Source organism: Thioclava sp. F36-7 (assembly GCF_002020075.1).
In the GTDB taxonomy this organism is placed as follows: Bacteria; Pseudomonadota; Alphaproteobacteria; order Rhodobacterales; family Rhodobacteraceae; genus Thioclava; species Thioclava sediminum.
The window spans coordinates 142,537-168,163 of the sequence record NZ_MPZR01000003.1 but is presented as its reverse complement, the minus strand read 5'-3'; the positions used below and the strand labels follow the sequence as shown (position 1 = coordinate 168,163).

26 protein-coding genes are annotated in these 25,627 nt (G+C 65.1%); 11 read left to right on the top strand and 15 right to left on the bottom strand.

The annotated features are described in order from the left end of the window. Window positions 1–64: 64 nt before the first annotated feature. Entirely contained in the window at window positions 65–1,159 is a 1,095-nt protein-coding gene (locus BMI89_RS06615; protein WP_078570293.1) for a PA0069 family radical SAM protein, read from the bottom strand. A 169-nt stretch (window positions 1,160–1,328) separates the two neighbouring features. Between BMI89_RS06615 and BMI89_RS06610 the strand changes: the two genes are divergently transcribed. From BMI89_RS06610 to BMI89_RS06600, 4 genes are all read left to right on the top strand, one after another. Continuing rightward, window positions 1,329–2,030, top strand: coding sequence for a B12-binding domain-containing protein (locus tag BMI89_RS06610; protein ID WP_078519368.1), 702 nt, complete (start codon window positions 1,329–1,331; stop codon window positions 2,028–2,030). A gap of 117 nt (window positions 2,031–2,147) precedes the next feature. Further along, window positions 2,148–2,306, top strand: coding sequence for a hypothetical protein (locus tag BMI89_RS20835; protein WP_165756922.1), 159 nt, complete (start codon window positions 2,148–2,150; stop codon window positions 2,304–2,306). Beyond that, the gene (locus BMI89_RS06605; RefSeq protein ID WP_078570292.1) at window positions 2,303–2,980 is read left to right on the top strand and encodes a DUF1638 domain-containing protein; all 678 of its coding nucleotides are present in this window, start codon (window positions 2,303–2,305) and stop codon (window positions 2,978–2,980) included. The genes BMI89_RS20835 and BMI89_RS06605 overlap by 4 nt, the downstream gene beginning before the upstream one ends. 139 nt (window positions 2,981–3,119) lie before the next feature. Beyond that, window positions 3,120–4,598 carry a SulP family inorganic anion transporter gene (locus BMI89_RS06600; protein WP_078519370.1) on the top strand — a complete coding sequence of 493 codons (1,479 nt, stop codon included), beginning with the start codon at window positions 3,120–3,122 and terminating at the stop codon, window positions 4,596–4,598. Between the two features lie 100 nt (window positions 4,599–4,698). Here BMI89_RS06600 and BMI89_RS06595 read toward each other — a convergent pair whose 3' ends face one another. From BMI89_RS06595 to BMI89_RS06585, 3 genes are all read right to left on the bottom strand, one after another. Beyond that, window positions 4,699–5,298: an HNH endonuclease gene (locus tag BMI89_RS06595; RefSeq protein ID WP_078519371.1), complete on the bottom strand. Its 600-nt coding sequence runs from the start codon at window positions 5,296–5,298 to the stop codon at window positions 4,699–4,701. A gap of 220 nt (window positions 5,299–5,518) precedes the next feature. Continuing rightward, a complete protein-coding gene (locus tag BMI89_RS06590; RefSeq protein ID WP_078570291.1) occupies window positions 5,519–6,181 on the bottom strand; it encodes an alpha/beta fold hydrolase in 663 nt (220 codons plus the stop codon). After that, on the bottom strand, window positions 6,178–6,810 hold the full coding sequence (locus BMI89_RS06585) for a DNA-3-methyladenine glycosylase (RefSeq protein WP_078539483.1): 633 nt from the start codon (window positions 6,808–6,810) through the stop codon (window positions 6,178–6,180). Before BMI89_RS06585 ends, BMI89_RS06590 begins: the two co-directional genes overlap by 4 nt. 65 nt (window positions 6,811–6,875) lie before the next feature. Between BMI89_RS06585 and BMI89_RS06580 the strand changes: the two genes are divergently transcribed. Further along, window positions 6,876–8,099: an MFS transporter gene (locus tag BMI89_RS06580; RefSeq protein WP_246831977.1), complete on the top strand. Its 1,224-nt coding sequence runs from the start codon at window positions 6,876–6,878 to the stop codon at window positions 8,097–8,099. 168 nt (window positions 8,100–8,267) lie between these two features. Here the strand turns inward: BMI89_RS06580 and BMI89_RS06575 are convergent, their stop codons facing one another. Then, window positions 8,268–8,768 (bottom strand): Lrp/AsnC family transcriptional regulator, encoded by a 501-nt coding sequence (locus BMI89_RS06575; RefSeq protein WP_078519374.1) that lies wholly within the window; start codon window positions 8,766–8,768, stop codon window positions 8,268–8,270. A 168-nt stretch (window positions 8,769–8,936) separates the two neighbouring features. On the opposite strand from BMI89_RS06575, the gene trxB reads away from it, so the two are divergent. Genes trxB through BMI89_RS06560 form a run of 3 tightly spaced genes read left to right on the top strand, consistent with a single transcriptional unit; the run spans window position 8,937 to window position 10,969 of the window. Further along, on the top strand, window positions 8,937–9,887 hold the full coding sequence (gene trxB / locus BMI89_RS06570) for a thioredoxin-disulfide reductase (protein WP_078519375.1): 951 nt from the start codon (window positions 8,937–8,939) through the stop codon (window positions 9,885–9,887). Beyond that, the gene (locus tag BMI89_RS06565; protein WP_078570290.1) at window positions 9,884–10,363 is read left to right on the top strand and encodes an RES family NAD+ phosphorylase; all 480 of its coding nucleotides are present in this window, start codon (window positions 9,884–9,886) and stop codon (window positions 10,361–10,363) included. Before trxB ends, BMI89_RS06565 begins: the two co-directional genes overlap by 4 nt. Window positions 10,364–10,423: 60 nt before the next feature. Beyond that, entirely contained in the window at window positions 10,424–10,969 is a 546-nt protein-coding gene (locus tag BMI89_RS06560) for a VOC family protein (RefSeq protein ID WP_078570289.1), read from the top strand. Window positions 10,970–10,983: 14 nt separating this feature from the next. Here the strand turns inward: BMI89_RS06560 and BMI89_RS06555 are convergent, their stop codons facing one another. The 8 genes from BMI89_RS06555 to BMI89_RS06520 all read right to left on the bottom strand — a co-directional run bounded on the left by BMI89_RS06555 (window position 10,984) and on the right by BMI89_RS06520 (window position 18,578). Next, window positions 10,984–12,033 carry a low specificity L-threonine aldolase gene (locus BMI89_RS06555; protein ID WP_078570288.1) on the bottom strand — a complete coding sequence of 350 codons (1,050 nt, stop codon included), beginning with the start codon at window positions 12,031–12,033 and terminating at the stop codon, window positions 10,984–10,986. Beyond that, window positions 12,030–12,479 (bottom strand): YcgN family cysteine cluster protein, encoded by a 450-nt coding sequence (locus BMI89_RS06550; protein ID WP_075774736.1) that lies wholly within the window; start codon window positions 12,477–12,479, stop codon window positions 12,030–12,032. Before BMI89_RS06550 ends, BMI89_RS06555 begins: the two co-directional genes overlap by 4 nt. A 258-nt stretch (window positions 12,480–12,737) precedes the next feature. Next, window positions 12,738–13,676 (bottom strand): bifunctional riboflavin kinase/FAD synthetase, encoded by a 939-nt coding sequence (locus tag BMI89_RS06545; protein ID WP_078570287.1) that lies wholly within the window; start codon window positions 13,674–13,676, stop codon window positions 12,738–12,740. 29 nt (window positions 13,677–13,705) lie between these two features. Beyond that, window positions 13,706–14,149, bottom strand: a complete 444-nt coding sequence (locus BMI89_RS06540; RefSeq protein WP_075774735.1) for a MaoC family dehydratase — start codon at window positions 14,147–14,149, stop codon at window positions 13,706–13,708. Between the two features lie 141 nt (window positions 14,150–14,290). Beyond that, on the bottom strand, window positions 14,291–15,169 hold the full coding sequence (locus tag BMI89_RS06535) for a TIGR01459 family HAD-type hydrolase (protein ID WP_078570286.1): 879 nt from the start codon (window positions 15,167–15,169) through the stop codon (window positions 14,291–14,293). 112 nt (window positions 15,170–15,281) lie between these two features. Next, a complete protein-coding gene (locus tag BMI89_RS06530; protein ID WP_078570285.1) occupies window positions 15,282–16,133 on the bottom strand; it encodes a CpsD/CapB family tyrosine-protein kinase in 852 nt (283 codons plus the stop codon). A 16-nt stretch (window positions 16,134–16,149) separates the two neighbouring features. Next, window positions 16,150–17,658: a hypothetical protein gene (locus BMI89_RS06525; protein ID WP_078570284.1), complete on the bottom strand. Its 1,509-nt coding sequence runs from the start codon at window positions 17,656–17,658 to the stop codon at window positions 16,150–16,152. Further along, entirely contained in the window at window positions 17,658–18,578 is a 921-nt protein-coding gene (locus BMI89_RS06520) for an AAA family ATPase (protein ID WP_078570283.1), read from the bottom strand. The genes BMI89_RS06525 and BMI89_RS06520 overlap by 1 nt, the downstream gene beginning before the upstream one ends. A gap of 249 nt (window positions 18,579–18,827) precedes the next feature. On the opposite strand from BMI89_RS06520, the gene BMI89_RS06515 reads away from it, so the two are divergent. Continuing rightward, complete coding sequence (locus BMI89_RS06515; RefSeq protein WP_168176777.1) at window positions 18,828–21,344, top strand: tetratricopeptide repeat protein; 2,517 nt, start codon at window positions 18,828–18,830, stop codon at window positions 21,342–21,344. An 80-nt stretch (window positions 21,345–21,424) separates the two neighbouring features. Then, window positions 21,425–23,005, top strand: a complete 1,581-nt coding sequence (gene xrtD, locus BMI89_RS06510; RefSeq protein ID WP_078570281.1) for a VPLPA-CTERM-specific exosortase XrtD — start codon at window positions 21,425–21,427, stop codon at window positions 23,003–23,005. A gap of 6 nt (window positions 23,006–23,011) precedes the next feature. Here the strand turns inward: xrtD and BMI89_RS06505 are convergent, their stop codons facing one another. Together BMI89_RS06505 and BMI89_RS06500 are read right to left on the bottom strand one after the other, a co-directional pair. Next, window positions 23,012–23,281 carry a hypothetical protein gene (locus tag BMI89_RS06505; protein WP_078570280.1) on the bottom strand — a complete coding sequence of 90 codons (270 nt, stop codon included), beginning with the start codon at window positions 23,279–23,281 and terminating at the stop codon, window positions 23,012–23,014. 183 nt (window positions 23,282–23,464) lie between these two features. Beyond that, window positions 23,465–24,661 (bottom strand): glycosyltransferase family 4 protein, encoded by a 1,197-nt coding sequence (locus tag BMI89_RS06500; RefSeq protein ID WP_078570279.1) that lies wholly within the window; start codon window positions 24,659–24,661, stop codon window positions 23,465–23,467. Window positions 24,662–24,887: 226 nt separating this feature from the next. On the opposite strand from BMI89_RS06500, the gene BMI89_RS06495 reads away from it, so the two are divergent. Beyond that, window positions 24,888–25,577 (top strand): metallophosphoesterase, encoded by a 690-nt coding sequence (locus tag BMI89_RS06495; RefSeq protein WP_246831824.1) that lies wholly within the window; start codon window positions 24,888–24,890, stop codon window positions 25,575–25,577. Window positions 25,578–25,627: the final 50 nt, after the last annotated feature.

Genomic DNA, 25,627 nt, shown 5'->3' with positions numbered 1-25,627 from the left:
AACCAAAACGAAGGAAGGGCCGGGGTTTCCCGGCGGATGGAGCATGCACGCGTCTCAGATGAGATCAGAACAGTTCGAGCTGATCGCCCGGCCGGGGCGGTACGCGAAACTGCGTCACGTCGAGATCAGGCAGATGACGCGAGAAGCCCAGCCGCTTGCAGCTCAGCTTGAACCGCTGCTGCAACAGTTCCGCCATCTCGCCCTCGCCCTTCATCCGCTCGCCGAAGCGCGGATCGTTGAGCTTGCCGCCGCGCATGTCGCGGATCCGGCCCAGCACCTTCTCGACCTTGCCGGGGTGATGCCGCTCCATCCAGTCGGCGAAAAGCGGCGCCACCTCATGCGGCAGCCGCACCGGCATCATCGATGCGGCCTTGGCCCCTGCCCTGCGCGCCTCGGTCAGGATCGCCTCCAGCTCGTGATCGGTGAGCCCCGGGATCATCGGCGCGGCCATGACGCGCACCGGGATACCGGCACGCGACAATTCGCGGATCATGCGGATACGGGTCGGCGGGCTGGGCGCGCGCGGCTCCAGATCGCGGGCGAGTTTGGCGTCGAGCGTCGTGACCGACACACCGACCTGCGCCAAGCCTGCCTCGGCCATCGGCGCGAGGATGTCGAGATCACGCAGAATGGTCGAGCCGCGGGTGACGATGGAGACCGGGTGGCGATAGGCCTGCAGCACTTCCAGCACGGCGCGCATGATCTCCATCTTGCGCTCGAGCGGCTGGTAGGGATCGGTATTCGTCCCGATGGCGAGCACATTCGGACGGTAGCTTTTCTTGCGCAGCTCCTCTTCGAGCACCTGCGACGCCTCGGGCCGTGCGATCAGCCGGGTCTCGAAATCCAAGCCAGCCGAGAGGCCGAGATAGCCGTGGCTGGGCCGCGCGAAACAGTAGATGCAGCCATGCTCGCAGCCGCGATAGGGATTGAGCGAGCGCTCGAAGGGCACATCGGGCGACTGGTTGCGGGTGATGACGGAGCGCGGACGCTCCACCGAAACCTCGGTGCGCGTCAGGCGTTCCTCTTCGGGGATGTCCCAGCCGTCATGCTCGGGCGCGCGGGTGAAGGGCTCGAACCGGCCCACGGGGCGCGCCGCGGCACCGCGCGCGCGCAGACGCTCGGATGGGGTCGAGGGAGGAAGGTCGAATGGCAGACTCATGCCCGGAATTTAGAACGAAATGAGAACATTTGCCAAGTAGAGTCCGGATGCGGACCTACCAACACCATGCGAGGTCGGACAAAACACCGCGCATGTCGCAAATCGCCAAGACTTGACGGGGCCACGGCCTCACCACAGGGTAACACCGGCTAGCAGGAGACTATTGGACATGGCCGAAGACGAAGACGATATCATCCTCTCTGAACTCGACGACGACGAGCTCACCGCGCAGATGATGGATGACCTCTATGACGGTCTCAAGGAAGAGATCGAAGAGGCCACCCGCATCCTGCTCGACCGCGGCTGGACGCCGTATGACATTCTGACCAAGGCCCTCGTCGCGGGTATGACTATCGTGGGCAACGACTTCCGCGACGGTATCCTGTTCGTGCCGGAAGTGCTGCTGGCGGCGAACGCGATGAAGGGCGGCATGGCCATCCTCAAGCCGCTGCTGGTCGAAACCGGCGCGCCGCGCATGGGCAAGATGGTCATCGGGACGGTGAAGGGCGATATCCACGATATCGGCAAGAACCTCGTTGCGATGATGATGGAGGGCGCGGGCTTCGAGATCGTCGATCTGGGGATCAACAACCCGGTCGAGAACTACCTCGAAGCGATCGCGCGCGAAGAGGCCGACATCCTCGGCATGTCCGCGCTGCTGACCACCACGATGCCCTATATGAAGGTCGTGATCGACACGATGAAGGAACAGGGCATCCGCGACGACTACATCGTTCTGGTGGGCGGTGCGCCGCTCAACGAGGAATTCGGCAAGGCGATCGGCGCCGACGCCTATTGCCGCGACGCCGCTGTAGCGGTGGAAACGGCGAAGGATTTCATCGCCCGCAAGCACAACCAGATGAGCGCCTGATCGCCGATCGCGCGCGCATCTAGGCTGATATGCATGGAGAAGGCCCCGATTTTTTCATCGGGGCCTTTTCATGTGCGCTTCCCCGCCCCATACTTGAAGAGAAGGGGGAAACGAGAAATGCCGCTGCCACATTTTCTGCTGCTGATCCTGTTTGTGATCGTTCTGGCGGGCTTGACGATCTGGGCCTTTGCCGCATCGGGCGTGCCGATGGCGATGCTCGGGCTGATGGTTCTCGTCGCAGCAGGCGTTGCCCGGATGATGGCACGGGTGGAATGACCGCCCAGAAAGCTGCCTCGCTTCCCGGCGACACGATCCTATCCGAAAATGGTTTAGCTCCCGAGGGCTCGGGGCGTCTTCTGCTGATCGCCTGCGGGGCATTGGCGCGGGAAATTCTCGCGCTCAAGCGGATCAATGGCTGGGATCACATCGACCTGACCTGCCTGCCTGCCAATCTGCACCTGTACCCCGAGAAGATCACCGCCGCCGTCGAAGAGGCGGTGCTGCGCTATCGCGACGAATATGACGATATCTTCGTGGTCTATGCCGATTGCGGCACGGGCGGGCAATTGTTGGAAAAGTGCAAATCCCTGGGGGTCGAGATGGTCGAAGGTCCCCATTGTTATTCGTTTTTTGAAGGCAACGCGGCCTTTGCCGAGACCGCCGAGGACGAAATCACGGCCTTCTACCTCACCGATTTCCTGACCCGGCAGTTCGACGCTTTCGTCTGGAAGCCGATGGGCTTTGACCGCCACCCCGAGCTGATCCCGATGATGTTCGGCAATTATGACCGGCTGATCTATCAGGCCCAGACCGACGATCCCGCGCTCGACGCGAAGGCGCGTGAGGCCGCGGAGCGGCTCGGCCTGCGCTATGAGCGGCGTTTTACGGGCTATGGCGATCTGGCCACCAGTCTCGCGAATTTTGCCACGAAATCGGGCAATCCGGCTTAATCCTCTTTGAATTTTTCTTAAAACCCGACCTGCGGGGCTTGGCATCGCTACGTCACCCGGGTATTGGCTTCGCCAAATCTCACATCCCTCCGGCCCGCCCCTCCCCGGTCGCGGGCCTTTCTAATTGCAGGACAACCGTATGACCTTGTCGCAATGGCGCAGCCAGTGGACTGGCAACTTCCGCGCTGACATTCTCTCCGGTCTCGTGGTGGCGCTCGCGCTGATCCCCGAGGCCATCGCTTTCTCGATCATCGCAGGCGTGGACCCGAAAGTGGGCCTCTACGCCTCCTTCATGATTGCCACGATCACCGCTTTCTTCGGTGGCCGCCCGGGCATGATCTCGGCCGCGACCGCCGCGACCGCGGTGCTGATGGGCACCTTGGTGCGCAGCTACGGGCTCGACTACCTACTGGCCGCAACGGTGCTGGCGGGCGTGCTTCAGGTGATTGCCGGGGCGCTGAACCTCGGGACGGTGATGCGCTTCGTGTCGAAATCGGTGATGACGGGCTTCGTGAATGCGCTCGCCATCCTGATCTTCATGGCGCAATGGCCCGAGCTGAACCCGGCCAATGTGCCGGTCGTGGCGACCTATGCGCTGGTGGCACTCGGCCTTGCGATCATCTACCTGCTGCCGCGCTTCTTCCGCGCCATTCCCTCGCCGCTGATCGCGATCCTCGTGCTCAGCGCGGTCTCGATGGGGCTGGGGCTCAACGACGTGCACACGGTATCCGACATGGGCGCCCTGCCCGATCAGCTGCCCTCGCTGCTGATCCCCAACGTGCCCTTCACCTTCGAGACGCTGCAGATCATCCTGCCCTATTCGGTGGGCGTGGCGGTCGTCGGCCTTCTGGAAAGCCTGATGACGCAGAACATCGTCGACGAGATGACCGACACCCGCTCGGACCGTCGTCAGGAATGCTTCGGTCAGGGTATCGCCAATTTCTGCACCGGCTTCATTGGCGGCATGGCGGGCTGCGCGATGATCGGCCAGTCGGTGATCAACGTCACCTCGGGCGGCCGCACGCGCCTGTCGACCCTGACCGCGGGGATCGCGCTTCTCATCTTCTGCGTGGTGCTGGGCGAATGGGTGGGCCGCATCCCGATGCCCGCGCTGGTGGCGATCATGATCATGGTGTCGATCGGCACGTTCAGCTGGGCCTCGCTGGGACAGCTGCGCACGATGCCGATGTCGTCCAACGTGGTGATGCTGGCCACCGTCGCCTTCGTCGTCGCCACCCATAACCTCGCGATCGGGGTGCTGGTGGGCGTGCTGCTCTCTGGTATCTTCTTCGCGGGCAAGATCGCGCGGATGACCGAGATCTCCTCGCGCTACAACGAGGCGCATCACCTGCGGACCTATTACATCAAGGGCCAGATCTTCTTCGCGACCGTGGAAGAGTTCAACCGCGCCTTCGACTTCCAGGAGAAGCTCGACCGCGTGGTGATCGACCTGACCCACGCCCATATCTGGGACATCTCCTCGGTCTCGGCGCTCGACCGGGCGGTGGGCAAGTTCCGGATGTCCGGCACGGATGTGAAGGTCGTGGGCATGAACCACGCGACCGAGACGATCATCGACAAGCTGTCGAATGGCGGTCAGGTCGCGGCGGGGCACTGAGGGGGCTCTGCCCCCGCTTGCTGCGCAAGCCCCCCGGGATATTTTCACCAATACGAAAAAGGGCGAGCCGGAGACGGCGCGCCCTTTTCTTTAAGCTTCCTCAGGCTTCCAGCTCGGTGTCCCAGTAGAGGAAGTCCATCCAGCTTTCGTGCAGATAGCCCGGCGGGAAGCGACGCCCGATGCGCAGCATATCCTCGGGCTGAGGCTGGCGCGCGGGCTTGAGAAGATGCATCCCGGAGCGCTCCAGCGGCTTGTTGGCCTTGCGCAGATTGCACGGCGCGCAGGCGGCCACGACATTCTCCCAGCTGGTGATTCCACCGCGCGAGCGCGGGATCACATGGTCGAAGGTCAGATCGCCCCGCTTGCCGCAATACTGGCACTTGAATTCGTCCCTCAGAAAAAGATTGAAGCGCGTGAAAGCCACGCGCTTCTGGGGTCGGACATATTCTTTGAGGACGACGACGGAGGGGATTTTGAAGGCCTGCCTCTGGCTGCGCACCACCTCTTCGTATTCGGCGAGGATCGTCACCCTGTCGAGGAAGACCGCCTTTATCGCCTCCTGCCAAGGCCATAGCGAGAGCGGGTAATAGGAGAGCGGCCGGAAATCGGCGTTGAGCACCAGCGCCGGGTGCTGTCTCAGCGCCGCCGGTTCGCGGGTGAATTGGGTTCGAAAATTCGTCCTGTCGCACTCGTCCAGCATGGGTGACTCCGTCCTCGCCCTGTCGCCTGCCTCGGCTCAGGGGCGGGGTCCGCCCCTGCCTTATCCATGACTATATATGGCGTTCGCGATCTGGCAAGCCTCTTGATCTCGCGATTGCTGCCATGCGGCATGGGTAGCAAACAGCCATGACAAAGAAATGACGCTGCGCGAGCGTTTGGCAAGGTTGCAGGTGCCGCGGCGATCGGCGGCCGCGGGCATCTCAGCCCGGCAGTTTGTCTTGCAGGAAGGACAGCGCCACCGAGAGCCCGTCGGGCGCGATCCCGTGGCCGGTGCCCTTCATCACATGGGCATAGGTATCGAACCCCGCCGAGACCAGCGCATCGCCCGCCTTGCCCATATCGGCGAAGGGCACGACCGGATCCTGATCGCCATGGATCAGCAGAACCGGCGGCTTCGAGATCGCCTCAGTGCCCAAGGCTTCCGGGCGCAGAAGACGGCCCGAGAAGGCCACCAGCCCCGCGACAGGCTCGGCCCGACGCGGCAGCACTTCGAGCGCGGTCATGGTGCCTTGCGAGAAGCCGATCACGGCGAGCTGCGCGGGCGTCAGCCCCTGCTCTTCCAACACGGAATCGAGGAAAGCATCCACGTCGGCCGCAGCGTCCTTGAGACCTTGGGCGGATTCCGCTTCGCTGGAATTGTCGATCCAGGGGATCGGGAACCATTGCCGCCCGTAAGGCGCCGCGCGGCAGGGCTCGGGCGCGTCGGGCGCCAGGAACAGCGTGTCGGGCATGTGCTGGCCCAGCGGATCGGCGAGGCCCAGCAGGTCCGCCCCGTCCGCGCCATAGCCATGCAGAAACACCACGGCGGATTTCACCACCCCCGATTGCGGCTCTTTGCGTCCGGCGTCCAGCTTGCGGGTCATGGGGCAACTCCTTCACGATCTTTACAGGCCGCGTAATAGGCCCAGAGGCCGCGCGCCGCAACCGCGCGCCACGGCGACCAGGCTGCCGATAGCTCATTGAATTGCTTGCGCTTGGGCCGCTCGGGCAAATCGAACAGGAGCCGCGCTCCTTCGGCCAGCGCGAGATCGTCCACCGCGAAGACATCGGCGCGGCCCAGAGCGAAGATGAGATACATCTCCACCGTCCAGCGCCCGATGCCGGGGATCGGCAGAAGCTGGGCGACCACCTCCTCGTCGGGCATCGCGCGCAGACCCTCGAAATCGACGCCGGAATTGGAGAGCGCCTGCAGGTAGCGCACCTTCTGGCGCGAGAGACCACAGGCGCGCAGGTCCTCTTCCGAGGCGCCCGCGATGGAGACCGGATCGCCATAGCCCGCGCCGATCACCTTGTTGCGGATGGAATTGGCGGCGGCGACGGAGACCTGCTGGCCGATGATCGCGTCGCGCAGCGCCTCGAACCCGTCCTCGCGGCGGCGCAGAGGCCACGGCCCCGTCAGCGCGCAAACCTCGGCAAAACGCGGCTCTGTGCGGCAGAGAAATTCGGTGCCCTCGGCGATATCGTCTTCGCAGGTAATGATACGTCCAACCATGCGCGACACCCTGCCTCATGCCGCGCCCGCTTGCCAGCCCCCAATCGCCACGCTAGCAAGCTGTCATGAGTGACATGACCGCCCCTCCCGCCTCTCGCGAAAAGCGCAATACGATCGTGCTGGTTCTGGCCCAGGCGCTTCTGGGCGCGCAGATGCCGATGATCTTCACGGTGGGCGGTCTTGCGGGCCAGATGCTCTCGCCCAATCCCTGCCTCGCGACGCTGCCCTTGTCGCTGATCATTCTGGGCTCGGTCCTCTCGGCGCAGCCGATGTCGGAATTCATGGCCGCGAAAGGCCGCCGCGCGGGCTTCATCTTCGCCAATGCGATGGGCGCGCTGGGGGCTGCGACCGCGGCCTATGCGCTCTATCACGGGTCGTTTGCGCTGTTCATGCTGGGGTCGTTCTTCACCGGCACTTATATGTCGGCGCAGGGGTTCTACCGGTTCGCGGCGACCGACACCGCCAGCGCGGAGTTCCAGCCCAAGGCGATCTCCTATGTGATGGCGGGCGGGCTTGTGGCCGCGATCATCGGCCCGCAGCTGGTGAAAGTCACGAGCGAGGCGATGGTCGTGCCCTTCATGGCGACATATCTCGCGATCATCGCGATCAATGCGCTCGGGCCGATCCTGTTCTCCTTCCTCGACATCCCCGCCCCGGGACGGCGCAAGAAGCACGAACATCACGAGGGCCGCACCCGGCGCGAGCTGCTGAAAGACCCGGTGATCCTCGTGGCGATGATCTGCGCCATGGTCTCCTATGCGCTGATGAACCTCGTGATGACCTCGACGCCGCTTGCGGTCGTGGGCTGCGGGTTCGAGCAGGCAGACGCGGCCAATATCGTCTCGGCTCACGTGCTGGCGATGTATTTGCCGAGCTTCTTCACCGGCCACCTGATCGCGCGCTTCGGCAAAGAAGTGATCGTGGGCACCGGCCTCGTGATTCTGGCCGCGGCGGGTGCAATGGCGCTGAGCGGCGTCGATCTCGCACAGTTTTATGCCACGCTCATCCTTCTCGGTCTCGGATGGAACTTTGGCTTCATCGGCGCGACCTCGATGCTCGCCTCCGCCCATAGCCCTGAAGAGCGCGGCCATGTGCAGGGGATGAACGATTTCGTGGTCTTCGGTGGCGTCTTCCTCGCCTCGCTCGCCTCGGGCGGGCTGATGAACTGCACCCAGAGCGGCAATGCACAAGCGGGCTGGCAAGCGGTCAATCTCGCGATGATCCCCTTCCTGACGCTGGCGGGCGCCGCGCTGATCTGGCTGGTGCTGCGCCCGAAAGAGACCCGCTAAAGGGGGGCGCCGCCCCCTCGGGCTTTGCCCTCTCCCCCGGGATATTTCGCAAGAGCGAAGTCACAGCCGCCCGCCCTTCGCTCTTGCGAAAATATCCCGGGGTGGGAATTCGCGACAGCGAAGGGAGGGGCGGCGCCCCTCCGACAACGGTTCAATTCAGAGTAAGGCTCAGGCCAGCTTGGCGATGCGCTCTTCGAGCACGTCGAAGGGCACGCCCGGTTCGTCCTTGGCGCAGCGGATCACCAGCGAGGTCTTCACGCTGGCCACGTTCTCGGCAGCAGTGAGTTGGCCGGTCAGGAAGCTCTGGAAGCTCGATAGGTCCGGCGCCACGCATTTCAGCACGAAATCGATCTCGCCATTGAGCATGTGGCACTCGCGTACGAGCGGCCATTCGCGACAGCGCGACTCGAAGTTCGACAGATCCGCTTCGGCCTGACTGTGCAGGCGCACCATCGCGAAAACCTGCACTTCGAATCCCAGCTCGCGCGGGTTCACATCGGCATGGTAGCCACGGATGTAGCCCGCCTCTTCGAGCGTGCGCACGCGGCGCAGGCAGGGCGGGGCCGAAATGCCCACACGCTTGGCCAGTTCGACATTCGTCATCCGCCCGTCCGCCTGCAGTTCGGCAAGGATTTTACGGTCGATGTCGTCGAGCCGGGAGGTGGGCATGTTGAAACAATCCTTCGTGCGTTGCGGCAGAACTTACCGCTGGAAGAGAGGATGCGCAATAATATTTCGCGGACCGCTCCGCAAGTGCTATTTGTCGCGGAAAGCGGGGGCTTTTCGGCGGGCCTCGCTCCGACTATATCCGTCGGGCAGAATTCCAAGGAGGCAGGCATGTCCGAGACGAAGAAAACCAAGGTTCTGATCATCGGCTCCGGCCCTGCGGGCTACACGGCGGCGGTCTACGCGTCGCGTGCGATGCTCGAGCCGGTTCTGGTGCAAGGCATGCAGCCGGGCGGCCAGCTGACCATCACCACCGAGGTCGAGAACTGGCCCGGCGAGAGCGAGATTCAGGGCCCCGACCTGATGGTGAAGATGGAAGAGCATGCCCGCGCGATGGGCACCGAGATCATCATGGACATGATCACCGAGCTCGACACCTCGAAGCGCCCCTTCGTCGCGAAAGGCGATTCGGGCACGACCTACGAGGCAGCAGCAGTGATCCTTGCCACTGGGGCGCAGGCGAAATGGCTGGGGCTTCCCTCGGAAGAGAAGTTCAAGGGCTTCGGCGTCTCGGCCTGCGCGACCTGCGACGGTTTCTTCTATCGCGGCAAGGAAGTCGTTGTGATCGGCGGCGGCAACACCGCCGTGGAAGAGGCGCTGTTCCTGACCAATTTCGCCTCAAAGGTGACGCTGATTCACCGCCGCGACACGCTGCGCTCGGAGAAGATCCTGCAGGATCGCCTGTTCAAGAACCCCAAGATCGAAGTGGAGTGGAATCACACGGTCGAGGAAATCCTAGGCGACGAAAATCCGCTCGGCGTGACCGGTGTGCGGGTGAAATCCACCGCCGACGGGTCTGAGAAGGTGATCCCCTGCGACGGGTTCTTCGTGGCGATCGGGCACGCGCCGTCGTCCGAGCTGGTGAAGGACAGCCTGAAGATGCAATCGGGCGGCTATGTCTGGGTGGAGCCGGGTTCGACCCGTACCTCGCAGCCCGGCATCTTCGCTGCGGGCGACCTGACCGATCACACCTATCGTCAGGCCGTCACCTCGGCGGGTATGGGCTGCATGGCCGCGCTCGACGCCGAGAAATTCCTCGCCGAGCAGGGCGAGGCTGAGTGATCCCTTTTCACGGCACGGTCTGGCGGATCCTCTCTGCCGACCGCGCCGACGAGGCTTGCGAACCGGCCCGCCATCCGGAGGGCCGGTTTCATTATTCCGGGCAAGTGGCGCTCTATGCTTCGTTGAGTGCCGAAGGCGCTGGCGTGGCGCTGAGGCGCTATGTGCGGGCGGGCGATCCGTCGCGGGTGATCGTGCCGCTGGAGGTCATGACAGAGGCGATGGACGACCTGCGCGGCACGCCCGATCAGGCGGCGGCGTCCGTGGTCTGGCAGGATGGGAGAGCGAGCGGCGCCCCCTCGCCCACTTGGCGCTTCTCGGATCGAGCACGCGAAGGTGGCGCACAGGGGCTACTCTACGCCTCGCGCTCACGCCCTGATCTGAGCCATCTGGTGCTCTTCGAGGTCTCGCCCGCAACAGTGCGGCAGGCGGGCCCTGCGCAACCGTGGCACCCGCCCTACCCCATCCCATCTGCGTGAGACGTCATTGCACCGTCGCGCGCGCCCTCTAGTGTGGAGGCAACCGAAGGGAGGGCGTTCATGCGCTGGCGCGGGGTCAATCACGTCGAATTTTCGGTGCTCGACTATGACAAGTCGATCGCCTTCTACGATGCGATGTTCGGATGGCTTGGATATAAGAGCTTCTGGACGCTCGATATCGGCTATCGCTCGACCTATTACATGGCGCGCTTCCCGATGCCGCATTCCTATATCGGCATCCAGCCCGCGCATTCGGGCGAGAAACTGGATCACGCGGCGCGCGCCGTGGGCATCCATCACATCGCGCTCTGGGCGAAGTCACGCGTCGAGGTGGATGCGTTTCACCGCGATTTCCTAATCCCGCGCGGGCTGTCGGTGACGGACGCTCCGCAGGAATATCCCGTTTATGCGCCGGGCTATTGCGCGGTGTTCTTCGACGATCCGATCAACGGGATTCACTGGGAACTGGCGCATATCCCGCGCATTCCGGGCCTCGGGGCGATCCGCAGGTTCCGCGGGGCGCTGAAGGCCGCGCAGGCGGAGCATCCAGAATGGGACGGCCCGCCCGAGAAGATCGCGTTTCGCGACCTGCCCGGGCGGCGTTGAGGGGGCGGCGCTGATTACGCCAAATGTCCGAGGAAGGCGTCGATTTCCTCGGGCGTCGTGGCCCAGGAACAGACCAGTCGCGCGGCCAGAAGCTCGTCCTCGGGGCCTTCGAGCGACTGGTCGAACGGCCAGAGGTAGTAATAGGCCCCCGCCGCATTCGCGCGCTTATGCGCCCCGCGCGGCAGGGCGGCGAAGACCGCGTTGGCCTGCGTCGGGTGGATCAGCTTCGCGCCCTCGATCCGGCCGATGCCTTCCGAGAGTTTGCGTGCCATTTCATTGGCATGGCGCGCGGTCTTCAACCAAAGATCATCGGCCAGATAGGCCTGCATCTGGGCCGCGAGGAAGCGGTGTTTCGAGAAGAGATGGCCGCCACGCTTGCGGCGCAGCTCGAACTCCCAGGCGCGTTTGGGATCGAAGATCACCACCGCCTCGACGCCCATGCAGCCATTCTTCGTGCCGCCGAAGCTGAGCACGTCGACGCCCGCCTTCCAGGTCATCTCCGCCGGGGTGCAGCCCGCCGAGACGAGCGCATTGGCGAAGCGTGCGCCGTCCATATGCACGGGCAGATGGAAGCGGCGGGCGACATCGCTCAGGGCTTTCACGTCCTCGGGCGAATAGACCGCGCCCGCCTCGGTCGAGTTGGTGATAGAGACCATGCCGCGCTGCACGTTATGGATGCCGCCGCGCCCGGTATGCGCGATGGTGCGCGCGAGTGCGTCCGGGTCCATCTTCGCGTCCGGCCCATCGACCAGAACCAGCTTCGAGCCATTGGTGTAGAACTCCGGCGCGCCGCATTCGTCTTCCTCGATATGGGCGTTGCGGTGACAGAAAATCGCGCCCCAGGGCTGGGTCAGAACCGCGCAGGAAAGCGCATTGGCCGCCGTCCCGGTCGCGACCAGATAGACGCGCGCCTCGGGCGCCTCGAAAATCTCGCGGATCTTCGCCTGCACGCCTTCGGTGATCGGGTCGTCGCCATAGGAATGCACATGACCCTCATTCGCGGCCATCAGGCCCTCGAGAATGGCGGGATGGGCGCCGGAAGTGTTGTCGGAGGCAAAATTCATGAGAGATCCTCGATCGTGTATTCGTCCCACTCGTCTTCGGGCACTTCGAATTCGGGCACGGTCCAGCCGCGCACGCTTTCCCCGGCCTCGTGGACCGTCTCGCGCGAGCCCGAGATCAGGTAGTGCCAGTCATGCAGCGGCTTGTCTTCGAAGCGCAGCCGGTAGGCGCAGGTCGCGGGCATCCAATAGGCGATCTTGTGAATCGTCTTGGGGCTGAGCGTGACGCATTCGGGAACGAACTGGTGGCGAATGTCATATTGCGTGCAGCTGCAGCTCTCGCCATCGAGCAGCCGGCAGGCGACGCGGGTGAAGACGACCTCGCCCGTATCCTCGTATTCGAGCTTGTTCAGGCAGCATTTGCCGCAGCCATCGCACAGCGCCTCCCATTCGGGGGCGGTGAGCTTTTTCAGCGGCAGTTTCCAGAACTCGGGGCGCAGTTTGGTCATGCGGCGGAAAATGGGGCAGCGGCGGGGAAATGGAAAGGGCAGATCGGCGGATCGTGAGCGGATCTGCGATTTGGACATGGCGGGACGGGCAGACCGACGACTTTTGGCGCGGGGCGACCAGCCCCGGGCCGCGCCCGACCTCCGCCCGGGAGGGCGCATTGGCGATGGTGTCGCGGGTTCAAGCGTCATCCGGGCTTGCGAGATAAAGCGCCCAGCCACTGACGACATAAAGCGCCCACCCGAGGTCGGGCGCGACCCTCAGCGTTCAGCCAGTATCTCCCGCGCGCGGGCGCAATCGGCATCCATCTGCGCGACCAGCGCCTCGAGTCCGTCGAACTTCATCTCGGGGCGCAGGAATTCGACCAGCGCGACCGAGACATGCTCGTCGTAGAGGTCACCTTTGAAATCGAAGACGAAGGTTTCGAGATTCGGAGTATTCTCGCCGAACATCGGGCGCACGCCGAGGCTCGCAGCCCCAGTATAGCTGCCCTTATGCGGCCCGGTCAGCACGTCGAACTTCACCGCATAGACGCCGAGCTTGGGCAGATGCAGCCCGGCCATCGACATATTCGCGGTCGGATAGCCCAGATCGCGGCCGCGCTTGTCGCCATGCAGCACCGCGCCCTCGATCCGGTGCAGGTGGCCCAGCATAGCGGCGGCATCCTCGGGGCGGCCTTCGGCCAGCGCGGTGCGGATCGCGGTCGAAGACGCCTCGACGCCTTCGACATGCAGAAGCGGTGCGACGGTGACCTCGAAGCCGTATTTCGCGCCCAGCTCCGTCAGCATGGCGGTGTCGCCTTCGCGCCCCTTGCCGAAGCGGAAATCGCCGCCCACCGCGACATGGGTCACGCCCAGCCCCTCGGCCAGCACTTCGCGCGCGAAAGCGTCGGCGCTCATATCGGCCAGTTCTTCGTTGAAGGGCAGCTCATAGAGCCGCTCGACCCCGAGCTTGGCGAGCCGGTTGGCGCGCGCCTCGGGGTTCATCAGCCGGAACGGCGGCAGGGTCTTGCCTGCCCGGGCTGCGAAGAATTCGCGGGGATGGGGCTCGAAGGTGATGACGCCCAACGGCGCATCTTTCCCGCGAGCCTGATCGATCACCGATTGATGGCCGAGATGGATGCCGTCGAAATTGCCCATCGCGACGGAAGGCCCGCGCGCGGATTTCTCCAGCGATTTCCAAGTGGTCAAGCGTTTCATCCACCCCGCCCTCCGGCGAGGTCGCCGGGTCAGTCGAACTTGCGCGAGGGCGCCAGAACCAGCGCCTCGCCTTTCACGACCACCGTATCGCCCACCGCGCAGTGGGTTTCAAGCGTGACACGGCGACGCGAATGGTCGATCGCCGTCACCTTCACCTCGGCATAGACCACATCGCCGGGACGCACGGGGGCCATGAATTTCAGCGACTGGCCCAGATAGACCGTGCCATGACCGGGAAGCTGCTCGCCGATGACTGCCGAGATCAGCCCCGCGGTCAGCATGCCATGCGCGATTCGACCCTCGAAAATGGTGTCTTGCGCATAGGCATCGTCCAGATGGACCGGGTTATGGTCGGTGGAGACCTCCGCGAACATCTCGATGTCGCGGTCGGTGACCTCCTTGCGGAGGTAGCGCACCATGCCGATTTCCAGATCTTCGATGCAGATCGTGCCACGGGGCAGGTTGTCGAGCATATCCATAGGTCCCAGCCGGAAGTTTATGTTGCACTGCGGCATAGCACATGCGGCAGAGCACAGGCAAGACGCCTGCGCAACTTTTTTACCCTACCGCGACAAAAGGCGCAACAAAGTTACCGCCTGGATTTTACGCTCCGCTCAGTTCAGCTGACCCATCGTGTAGAGCGGGTCGCGCTGGCGCGCCTCCAACCAGGTGCGCAGCAATTCGGGATCGGGGTTCTGCGGATCGCTGCCGAACTGATCATGCGCCAGACCGCTGGAGATGAAGAGGCAGTCGATCCCCTCCCCCGCAGCACCGGCCACATCGGTATTGATCCCGTCGCCGATGGCGAGAATGCGCGCATCCTCCGCACCGCCCAGACGGCTCAGCTTGCGCCGCGCGAGATCGTAGATCGGCGGATGGGGCTTGCCGAAATACATCGCCTCGCCGCCCATTTCCTCATAAAGCGCAGCCAGCGCGCCGGCGCAGTAGATGCGCTTGTCGCCCAGATCGACGACGATATCGGGGTTCGCGCAAAGCATCGGCAGTTCCCGCATCTTCGCGAGCAGGAACTTTGGGCGGTAATCCTCGGGGACTTCGTTCACCTCGTCGAAGGGACCGGTGCAGACGATGCCCTCGGCCTCGTCGAAATCGACGCGGGTGATCTCGGCCTGCCCCTGCCATTCTTCCGGCACCTCGGTGAAGAACCCGTCATCCTTGGACGGGCCCAGATGCCAGACCTTTTTGCCCACCGCGCCCGCGAACATCGCATCCTGCGCGGCATCGCCGGAGGAGACGACGAGGTCATAGGCGTCGCGCGGGCAGCCCAGCTTGTCGAGCGACTCCATCACGAATTTCGCGGGCCGCGGAGCGTTGGTCAGAAGCACGACCTTGCCGCCCTTCGCACGATACGCCTGCAGCGCCTCGACGGCCGCGGGAAACGCCTTGACCCCGTTATGCAGGCACCCCCAGAGGTCGCAAAACAGCGCGTCATAGGGATCGGAAATCTCGGACAGCGAAGAGATGATGCGGGTCATGGCGGCCTTTCGTCAGCAGGGTTTGGCGCGGTCAGAGCCCCCGCAGGCGGGGGCCGCGCGCTTACCGAAGCTATATGGCACGGGCATGACGGAAGGCAAAGCGGTCGGCCGCTCAGTCCTCCTCCGTCGCGGCCCCGTAACCGTAGCCATAGGCGTAGCCGTATTCGGGGGCGGCGAAGCGGAATTTATTGACCACCACGCCCATCACATTGGTGCGTTCGGCCAGCTCGCGCTCGCAGATATCGATTTCCTGAATCGTGGTCTCTTCGGTCGCGGCGATCATCAGCACGCAATCGACATGGGCGGCGAGCGAGAGCGTATCGTCGCTGACCAGCACCGGCGCGGTGTCGAAGATCATCAGGTCGGGGGCGTAGATCGTCTCGATCCGCTCCAGCGCCTCCGCGGCGCGGCGCGACTGGATCAGTTCGGCCGGGGTCTCGACCGGTTTGCTATTCGCGCCAATCGCGAGGTTGCCGCCCAGCCGCAACGCGTGATCGGCAAACTCGGCCGTCCCGCCAAGCACTTCGGAGATCTGCGGCCCACGCGGCGCGTCGAGCAGCTTCAACAGCGAGGGCTTGCGGAAATCGGCCTCGATGAGCAGCGTGTGCCGCTCTTGCTGCCGTGCGAGGCTCAGCGCGAGATTGAGTGCGACGGTCGACTTCCCGCAGCCCGCCGAGGGCGAGGTGATCGCGAGCCGCCGCCAGCCATTGGCCCGCATCTGCTGCACGATCTTGGTGCGCATCAGGTCGATCGGGGCGCTCTCGGCGCTGCCATCGGGGCTGACGATGCGCTTGCCGCGCAACCGCCCCAAATTCGGGGCGATCGGCGTCAGCGCCTGCCACGCGCCCGCCGTGATACCGTCGCTGCCGGGGACGACCTGCGCCCGGACCGAAGGCTCGGAGGCTGCGCGGCCCGAGCGGGCGGCGCGGGCTTTGGCAATCGCGTCTCGCAATCTTTCGGCCATCTCTCGCCTCCTTGCCTCAGAACAGCCGGTCGAGCGGCATGTAGAACGCGCCGAACAGCACCAGCACGGCGACAAAAGCCGCGCCGACCATCGAGCCGGAGACCAGCACCTTGCGGCGACGGCGGCGCGTGTCTTCGGGCGTGCTCAGATAGGGAAGCGTCGCGAAAGCGGAGATCCCCAGATGGCGCTGCAGGTCCTCGGGGCGGCGGATTCCGGTGCTGAGCAATTCGCGCAGCGCAATCGCCACGAGACCAAACAAAAGCCCCACCCCGACGCCTGCCAGCGCGAGCGTCTTGCGATTGGGTTTTACCGGCTCTCCCGGCGCGACCGCCTGATCGATCACGGTCAGCTTTTCGCCCTTGGCCAGCGACTCGATCGTGTCGCCCGTCTCGGCTACGGCGCGCGCTTTCACGGCGCTGTCGTATTGATCGGCGAGATTGTCGTGATCGCGGCGCAGCGCCTCGAGCGCCGATGCGTTGGCGGGCACTTTCGCAATCGCCTCGCGGAGTTGCGCGATTTTCAGATCGGCGGCATCCCCGGCGGCCTGCGCCACGAAAAGCGTATCCGTCAATTCGCGCAGACGGCTCTCGAAGGCGGAGTTGGCTTTCGGCAGCGGCAGCGTCACCTGCTGCGACAATTCCTGAATCTGCGCGCCCAGCGCCGCGAGGCGTGCGTCATCGGCGGGCAGCAGCGGTTTGAGCGCGTCTCGCTGCGCCTCGAGCCGGGACAGTTCGCGCGCGGAGGGCGGATAGATCGCGTCGCGGTCCACCACACGCCCCGCCGCTTCGCGCAGCCGCACCAGCCGGTCGATCTCCGTCTCGGTCTCGTTCACATGCGCAAGACGGCTCTCCGCACCCGCCTGCACAGCGGCGAGACGGTCGCGCAGCAGCGGCAGTTCTTCGGGCAGCGCGTCGCCGTTCTCCTGTTTGAACTGCAACATTGCGCTGGAGGATTTCGCCAGTTCGCCTTCCAGCCGATCCACCTCGCGCGAGAAGAAATCGAGCGTGTCGCGCGCGGCCTTGGTGCGGATATCGCTGTCTTCCTTGAGGATGCGCGTCACCAGCTCGTTCGCGACCCGCGCAGCGCGAGCCGGGGCGCCTGCGCGAAAGGACACCGTCATGAAGGTCGCGTCTTTCGGGGCGGAGCGCGACTTGCTCTGCTCGGAGATCTCGATCTCGACCGAGTTCTGCAGCGCCTCGAAAACCGCATCGGCATTGCGCGCGCCAGACTCGGTGCGCAGGTCAGGAAACAGCGCCATCCGCCGCGCCATGTCGAGCAGGCTTTCGCGCGAGAGCACCCGCTTGCGGATCACCTGCAGCTTGGCATTGGTGTCGGTGCGCACGGTCGAGGCCGCCAGACCGTCCGGGATGCGGTCCCCCTCGACGACGAGAAGCGCCTTCGCCTCGTAGATCGGCGTAATCATCCGCCCCGCCGCCAGACCGACAAGCGCGCCCAGCAGCACCGCCAGCAAGAGCCAGTGGACCCGCCGGGCAAACAGGGCTGCGTAGAAGCGGAGCTCCCGCATCAGCGCCCTCCCCTGTGGAGGAAGGCGGGCGCGGCCTCAGCAGTCGCTGCAGTGTCAGGCGCGGGCGCGATCACGCGCGGCTTGGCGCGCTGGGTCTCGACCGGCAGATAGAAGACGTTGTCCTCGATCACCCTGTCGATGATCTCGCCGGTGACGATCTCCGAACGCGCCGAGTAGGCGTAGACCATCCCCAGATCGGCCAGCTGGTTCATCAGCCGCGGCAGGCCGCCGCAATGGGCGTGCAGTTTCTGCGCGGCCTCGGGGGTGAATATCTCGCGCGTCGCGCCTGCGACCTGCAGGCGATGGGCGATATAGGGCTGCGCGCAATCGGCGGGCATCGGCCCGAGATGGAAGCCGGAAGACACACGCTGCGCGAACTGGCGCAGCTCGGGCCGTGCGATCAGGTCGCGCAGTTCCGGCTGCCCCATCAGGATCAGCTGCACCAGCTCGTCCTTGTCGGCGTTGATATTGGTGATCATGCGCAGCTCTTCGAGCACGCCCGCATCGAGGTTCTGCGCCTCGTCGATCACCACAACCACGCGCCGCCCGGCGGCATATTCCTGGATCAGAAGCTGCTGGAACCGGTCGTAGATCAGGACGTAATCCTCGCCCGCCTCCACCCGCTGGCCGAGCGACAGCATGATCCAGCGGATCACGTCATCGCGCGAGCCGCGCGCGTTCGACACGAGCGCGATTGTCACGTCCTCGGAGATCGTCGCCATCAGGTGACGCAGCAGCGTTGTCTTGCCCGCCCCCACCTCGCCGGTGATCAGCGTGATCGGCGCGCGCGAGAACAGCCCGTATTCGAGCATCGTCGCCGCGTGCTTGTGCTCTGGAGACCAGAACAGGAAATCGGGATCGGGCAGCAACGAAAAGGGACGCTCTGCCAACCCGAAGAATTCGGTGTAGATTTCGTTCATGCCTGTACCGGGCCTTTGGCCTCTGGGATTTGTTTGCGCCAGTAAGCTGCATCTCCCCGCCTTACGCAAGAATTCGTGAGCAATTCGCGAGTGGCTGAGGCGAAACTGTCGCAAAAACGCGTCTATTCCTAGGAAAACTGGCTATTTAGACAGGGGGGCGCTGTTCAAATCTCTTTATAGATGACGTCGGAGCAGCTAGCCTTTCTGCCAAGCGCCGGTCAGAGCGCAGTAGCAGAGCAGGCAAGACAGATGCCCCGATACCAGTATGCGCGCGCGAGCTTTTTCGCGCTTTGCGCGGCGCTCGCATTGAGCGGCTGCAAGAGTGACGCAGACAAGGCCGAAGCCCATTATCAATCGGCCCAGACCCTTCTGGCCGAGGGCGATCCCGTCCGCGCGATGGTCGAGCTGCGCAACGTCTTCGAATATGACGGCACCCATAAGGCCGCACGGCGCGCCTATGCCGATCTGCTGCTGGCGCAGGGACGTCTGCAGGAAGCCTTCAGCCAATATCTGCGTCTGCTCGAACAATATCCCGAGACGGTCGAGGTGCATCGCATCCTTGCGGAGCTGTCTCTGCGCACGGGCAACCTGCCGCGCGCGCAAAAGCAGGTCGACGCGGTACAGGAACTCGCCCCGGACGATCCCGGCGCGCAGGCGGTGCAGCTGGCGCTCGACCTGCGAGAGGCCAGCCTGTCGCGCGACACGGGCCGCCAGTCCGAAATCGCGGCGCAGGCCAAGGCGCTGACCGCGGCGCATCCCGAGATCCTGACCGGCTGGCATGTGCTGATCGACGCACGCAACGCCCAAGGCGACGACGCGGCGACGCTGGCCGCCCTCGATGCGGCGCTGGCCCGCGATCCGGCGCAATACCGGCTGCAGGTTCTCAAGCTGGAACTGATCTCGAAGCGCGGCGCGAACGCGGAGATCGGCGCGCAGCTCGAAGTGATGCAGGGGCTATTCCCGGAAGACCCGAAAACCCGCACGGCCCTCATCGCATGGTATGTGCTGCGCGACGATCCGGCGGGGGCGGCGCGTTTCCTGCGCAAGCTCGCGACAGATCGAGACCAGCAGACGGGCGGCTATCTGGAACTCGTGCGTTTTCTGGCCCGCGCGAAAGGTGCCGAGGCCGCGCGGGCGGAACTCGACTCGCTCATCGCGCAGTCGAAGGGCCAGTCGAATGAGGCGATCTTCACCGCGATGCGGGCCGATCTGGATTTTCAGGCCGGGGACCGGGCGGCGGCTTTAACGCGGATGCAGGCGCTGATCGAAAGCCATCCCGACAGCGAGGAGATGCGCCAGCTGCGCTCTGCTTACGCCCGGATGCTCGACCATGACGGGCAGCGCGATAAGGCGAAAACCGAGATCGCGGCCATCCTGAAGACCGATCCGACCAACGTCCCTGCCCTGCAGCAGCGCGCGGCGTGGCGGATCGAGGAGGATCGCCTCGATCTGGCGATCACCGATCTGCGCAGCGCGCTGCAGCAAGCCCCCGACAATCCGCAGACCCTGACCCTGCTGGGCGAGGCCGATCTGCGAGAAGGCGCGCCCGATCTGGCGATGGGCCGCTTCAGCCAGGCCTATGATGCGGCGGGGCGCACCGCGCCCGAGGCGATCCGCTATGTCGATTTCCTCTTCGCGCATGACCGCGCCAGCGCCGCGCGGACGGTTCTGGCCGAGGCCGTGGCGGTCACCCCCAACAGCCCCGGGCTGCTCAAGCGGCAGGCCGATCTGGCGTTGGCCGATCGCGACTGGATGCTCGCCCATCGCATCGCGGACCGGCTCGGCACATCTTCCGCCCCGGGCACGGAGGCGCTGGCGCAGTCGATCCGCGCCGCGATCCTGATGGGGCGCGGCCGCAGCGAGAGCGCGATCGAGACGCTGAAAACCCTGGTGCAGATGCCCGCGACCGGCGAAGACGGCGTCACCACGGCCCCTGCGGTCTCGGCGGCGGCGGTCTCGGCTGTGGTGCAGGCGCAACTGGCCTCCGGGCGGGGCGGCGAGGCACGCGCCTATCTTGAGGCGCAACTGAACGAACAACCCGGCAATCGCGGCTTGCGGCTGCTGGAGGCCAACCTCTGTGCGATTCAGGGCGACACCGTTCGGGCCGAGACCGGGCTGCGCACGCTGATGCATGAAGACCCGGCCGATCCGCGCCCGGCCCGCCAGCTTTATCGCCTGCTTGCGGCCCAAGGACGCGAGGGCGACGCGCTTGCCGTGATCGAGACCGCGCTGGAAAAGGCCCCGCAGGCCGATCCGCTGCTGCTGCTCTACCGGGCGCGCTCGGAGGAGAAGTCGGGCCGGTTCGACGCGGCGATCGCGACCTATGACGATCTCTACACCCGCGACAGCGGCGACCTGATCGTGGCCAATAACCTCGCGAGCCTGCTGAGCACCCATCGCGGCGACCGCCCCAGCCTCGAGCGCGCGGCGCAGATCGCGAAACGCTTCCGCGAGCGGCCCGAACCCGCCTTCAAGGACACCTATGGCTGGGCGGAATACCGGCTGGGCAATTACGGGGTCGCGCGCCCCCTGCTCGCCGCTGCCGCCGCCGGATTGCCGGAGAACGCGCTTGCGCAATATCACTACGCCGCCGTGCTGATCGCGCTGGAAGAGCCCGATCTGGCCGAAGCCGCCCTGCGCGATGCGCTGCGCCTCGCCGGAGAGCCGTTGCCGCCCGCAATGCGGGGCGCGCAGGCGCAGCTTGCGGCGTTGACCGGAGAGGGCTCGTCGGGCAACACCCCGCGCCCGGCCCCGGCCCAGCGCTGATTTTGTCTTTGGATCAAAGCTCTCGCAGGGTAAGCTCATGCTAAGCGCCGCGTCAGACGGCCTATGAGCGAGCAGTCGAGATGATCACCACGAGCCCCCCTCTGCGCGAGGTGCGTGCCCTGCCATGGGGGACGCTCGGCCTGCTGACGCTGGCCGTCCTCTCCTATCCGTTCTTCGCATTGGGGCTAGCCAGCCTCGGGGCCGCATGGTCCACGCCGGAATATAGCCACGGACCGCTTATCCCGCTGATTTCGCTCTATCTTTTTGCGCGCGAATTGCATCACGCACCGCTCACGCTGGAGGCCCGCCCGCAGCGCTGGCAAGGCGTCGCGGTGATCGCAGTGGCGCTCGCCCTCGCCGTCTTCGGGACGCGCGCGCAAATCGCCGATCTCGTGACCTATGCACTGATTATCTGGATGATGGGGCTGGTGTTGCTGAGCATGGGCTGGCAGGCGGGCAAACGCCACTGGAAGCCGGTGCTGCATCTGATCTTCATGCTGCCGCTGCCACAGATCCTCTACTGGAAGCTCACGATCGCGCTGCAACTCGTCTCGTCGGAGCTGGGCGTGATGCTGGTGCGCGCCGCGGACATCCCGGTGCATCTGAGCGGCAACGTGATCGACCTCGGCGTCTACAAGCTGCAGGTGGCCGATGCCTGTTCGGGGCTGCGCTATCTCTTCCCGATCCTCAGCTTCTCCTACCTGTTCGGCATCCTCTATCGCGGGCCGTTCTGGCATAAGGCGGTGCTGTTCGTGATGGCCGCGCCGCTGACGGTGCTGCTGAATTCGCTGCGCATCGGCATGGTCGCGATCCTTGTCGACGCTTATGGGATCGAACAGGCCGAGGGCTTCCTGCATGTCTTCGAGGGCTGGGTCATCTTCGGCGCGGCGATCGCCATCCTCAGCCTCACCGCGATCGGGCTGCAACGGCTGGTGGCGGAGCCGAAACCGCTCTCCGAGGCGCTCGATCTGGACTATCGCCGTTTCGCGCCGGAAGCACGACGCTTGCGCAACCTCGCGCCGTCGCGCGATCTGGGGCTCGCGGTCATCGTGACGGGGGTCGCGCTGGCTCTCTGGTCGGGCCTGCCGCAGATGACGACGCTCCCGCCGGAGCGCGCGCCCCTGTCGTCCTTCCCGACGCAGATCGATGGCTGGCAGGGCACGCGCCGCCCGCTGGAGCCCGCGACCGAGCAAGTCCTAGCGGCCAGCGATTATCTCAACGCGGTCTATGCCGACCCCGCTCAGGACGCGCCGGTGAACCTGTTCGTCGCCTGGTATGCCGATCAGAGCCAGGGCGACGGCATCCATTCGCCCGAGGTCTGCCTGCCGGTCGGCGGTTGGGAGGTCAGCGCCTTCCGCCCGCATCGCATCGCCCTGCCCCACCGCGCCTCCTTTGAGGTCAACCGCGCGATCATCACCAAGGGGCTCAACCGGCAACTGGTCTATTACTGGTTCGACGGGCGTGGCCGCGCGATGACGAGCGACTGGCGCGCGAAGCTGTTGGTGATCGTGGATGGGATCACGCGCGGGCGGACCGATGGCGCGCTGGTGCGCTATGTCACGCCGATCCGCCGGGACGAGGATATCCGCGCAGCCGACCGGCGGCTTACGCGCTTCATCGGGCAGTCGCTGCCCCAGCTGAGCGCCTCGATTCCGGATTGAGCGGGCTTACGAGCCCAGCGCGACGCTCCCGCCCCAGCAGCCCGGGATCGGGTTGCGCGTGTCGAAGACAAGCGGGCAGGTTTCCACGGCTTTGATCGCACGATCCACGCGCGCATCGGCCATCGCGGGCGTCAGCCCGATCGCGAGCGCATGTGCCACCGGATCATAGAGCGCGCGGCCCGTCAGATCACCGGTCGCGTGAGGCGTGGCTTCGCGCAGATCACCCGCGAAGGCAGAGCTGGCCACACTGGTCACAACCAGTGCGGTAAAAGCCACCGCCGATGTCCTCCAATGCGCCATATAAGGTCCACGTCGAATGCTTAACGATATAGGGCGAACCGTCTCCCAGTCCGCCCCTTGAGTTTGTGGCGCAAATGGGGCGGCGCGCAACTGGAATCTTGGCGAAACTTGAGCAAAAAGAACGATTTATAAGAAACAATTCCGCTCAATCAGCAGGCTTTATTTCCCCAGCTTGGAGAATATCCGATCGTAGGCCGCAAGGAGCTGTCGGGCCGAGAAATCCCAGGAGAGCGCATCGAGCACCCGCGCCCGGCCCAGCCGCCCCATCGAACGCGCGCGTTCGGGCGCCTCTATCAGCGCCGCGATCCGGGCGGCGAAGTCCTTCGGATCATTGGCACGGGCATAAAGCGCGGCCTCCCCTGCAGAGGCCCGCCCTTCGGTCAATTCGAACTGCACCAAGGGCTTCTCGAGCGTCATGTATTCCATGACCTTGTTCATGGTGGAGATGTCGTTCATCGCGTTTTTCGGATCGGGCGCGACGCCGATATCGATCGCATTCATCGCCGCCAGCATATCCTCGCCGTAGAGCGGGCCGGTGAAGGTGAAATAGTCACTCAGGCCCCGCGCCGCGACGTCGGCCTCCACGGTAGGCAGTTCGGGCCCGAAGCCCACGATCACCACATGCAGATCGCTGTAGCCGAGCTTGCGCACCAGATGCTCGACCGCCTGAACCAGCAGGTCCATCCCCTCCTGCTGCCCGATCACGCCGATATAGCCGAGCACGGTCTTCGCGCCCTTGCGATAGGCGGGATCGCCGGGCCCGGGCAGGAAGGTCTCGACGCGCGGGGCGGAGCGGACGACGAAGACGTCTTCGGGGGCCATGCCGCCGCGGGTGATCGCGATCTTGCGGAAGCTCTCATTGGTGGCCATCGACACCGAGGCGCTGGCGAAGGTGATCCGCTCCCAGATGCGCATCACGGCCCACAGGAGCCCCTTCTTGCCGAACTTGGCTTCGAACAGCTCCGGGCAGACGTCGTGATGGTCGAACATGTAGCGCACGCCCGACAGCCGGTAGCGCCAGGCCAGAAGCCAGATCAGATCGGGCGGGTTGCAGCCCTGGATCACGTCGAAGCCACGCTCGCGCTTCACCCGTTTCGCCAACCGGAACCACGCCTTGATCGCGTGCCAGTATTCACGCGCATAGGCGACCGCGCCGGAATGGGCTTCCGGCGGCGCGGGGTGGCGGTAGATATGGATGCCCTCGATCTTTTCATAGGCCGCGTCCCAGCCGCGCCCCATCGGACAGATCACCGAGACCTCGTAGCCCGCCGCGCGTAATGTCGTGGCCTCCAGCCAGACCCTGCGATCCAGCGGCACCGGCAGGTTCTCCACCACGATCAGAATGCGTCTCGCCATGCCCCTCAAGACCCGCCCTTGCCACGGGGGCGGTTTGCCGCCCATTTTTATGTGAGCCCCTTTCGCTCACGTCTTACGACGGTTATGTCCCAGCCACGCGTTGGTTTCCACCCCGCATAACTCCGGATTTCCCCATATGTTGCGCTCTCTACTCTCCCGTCTCAAACCAGAGACCGCTCCCTCCTCGGCACCCAACGGGCTGCCCCGTCCGGAGGCGCCGATCTGCGTGATCGGGGACCTTCACGGCCGCGCCGATCTCTTGGGCAAGATGTTCGAGCGGATCGGGCAGGAACCGGAAGGCGCGAAGGCCCGGATCATCACGCTGGGCGACATGATCGACCGTGGCCCGAATTCGGCGCGGGTGCTGGCGACGCTTCATGCGGCGCAGCTTGCCAATCCCTCGCGGATGATCTGCCTGATGGGCAATCACGAGCGGATGATGCTCGACTTCCTGCTGTCGCCCGATGCGCGCACCGCCGGCTGGCTGCGCGTGGGCGGATTGCAGACGCTGCAGAGCTACGGCATCGCGGCGCCCGATCCGCGCGAGACCGACCCGGAGGTGCTGGATGCACTGCGGATGGACCTCGCCCGCGCGCTGGGGCCGGACCTGCTGGCATGGCTCGATGCGCGCCCCGCGATGTGGCGCGAAGGGCGCTTCGCCGCGACCCATGCGGGGGCCGACCCCTATCACCCGATGGAACGCCAGAGCCGCGATGCGCTGCTCTGGGGTCATCCCCGGTTCGGGCAGATGACGCGGCGTGACGGGGTCTGGATCGCCTTCGGCCATTGGGTCGTGGAGCAACCTGTCGCCGATCAGGGCCGCATCGCGGTCGATACCGGCGCCTATGAGACCGGGCTCTTGAGTGCGGCTTGGCTCGACAAGGGCGGACTGCGCTTCCTGCAAGTCGAAGGCTGAAAGACGATGGGCGCCCCCCGAAGGGAGCGCCCGTTGGCAGGTTACAAGCC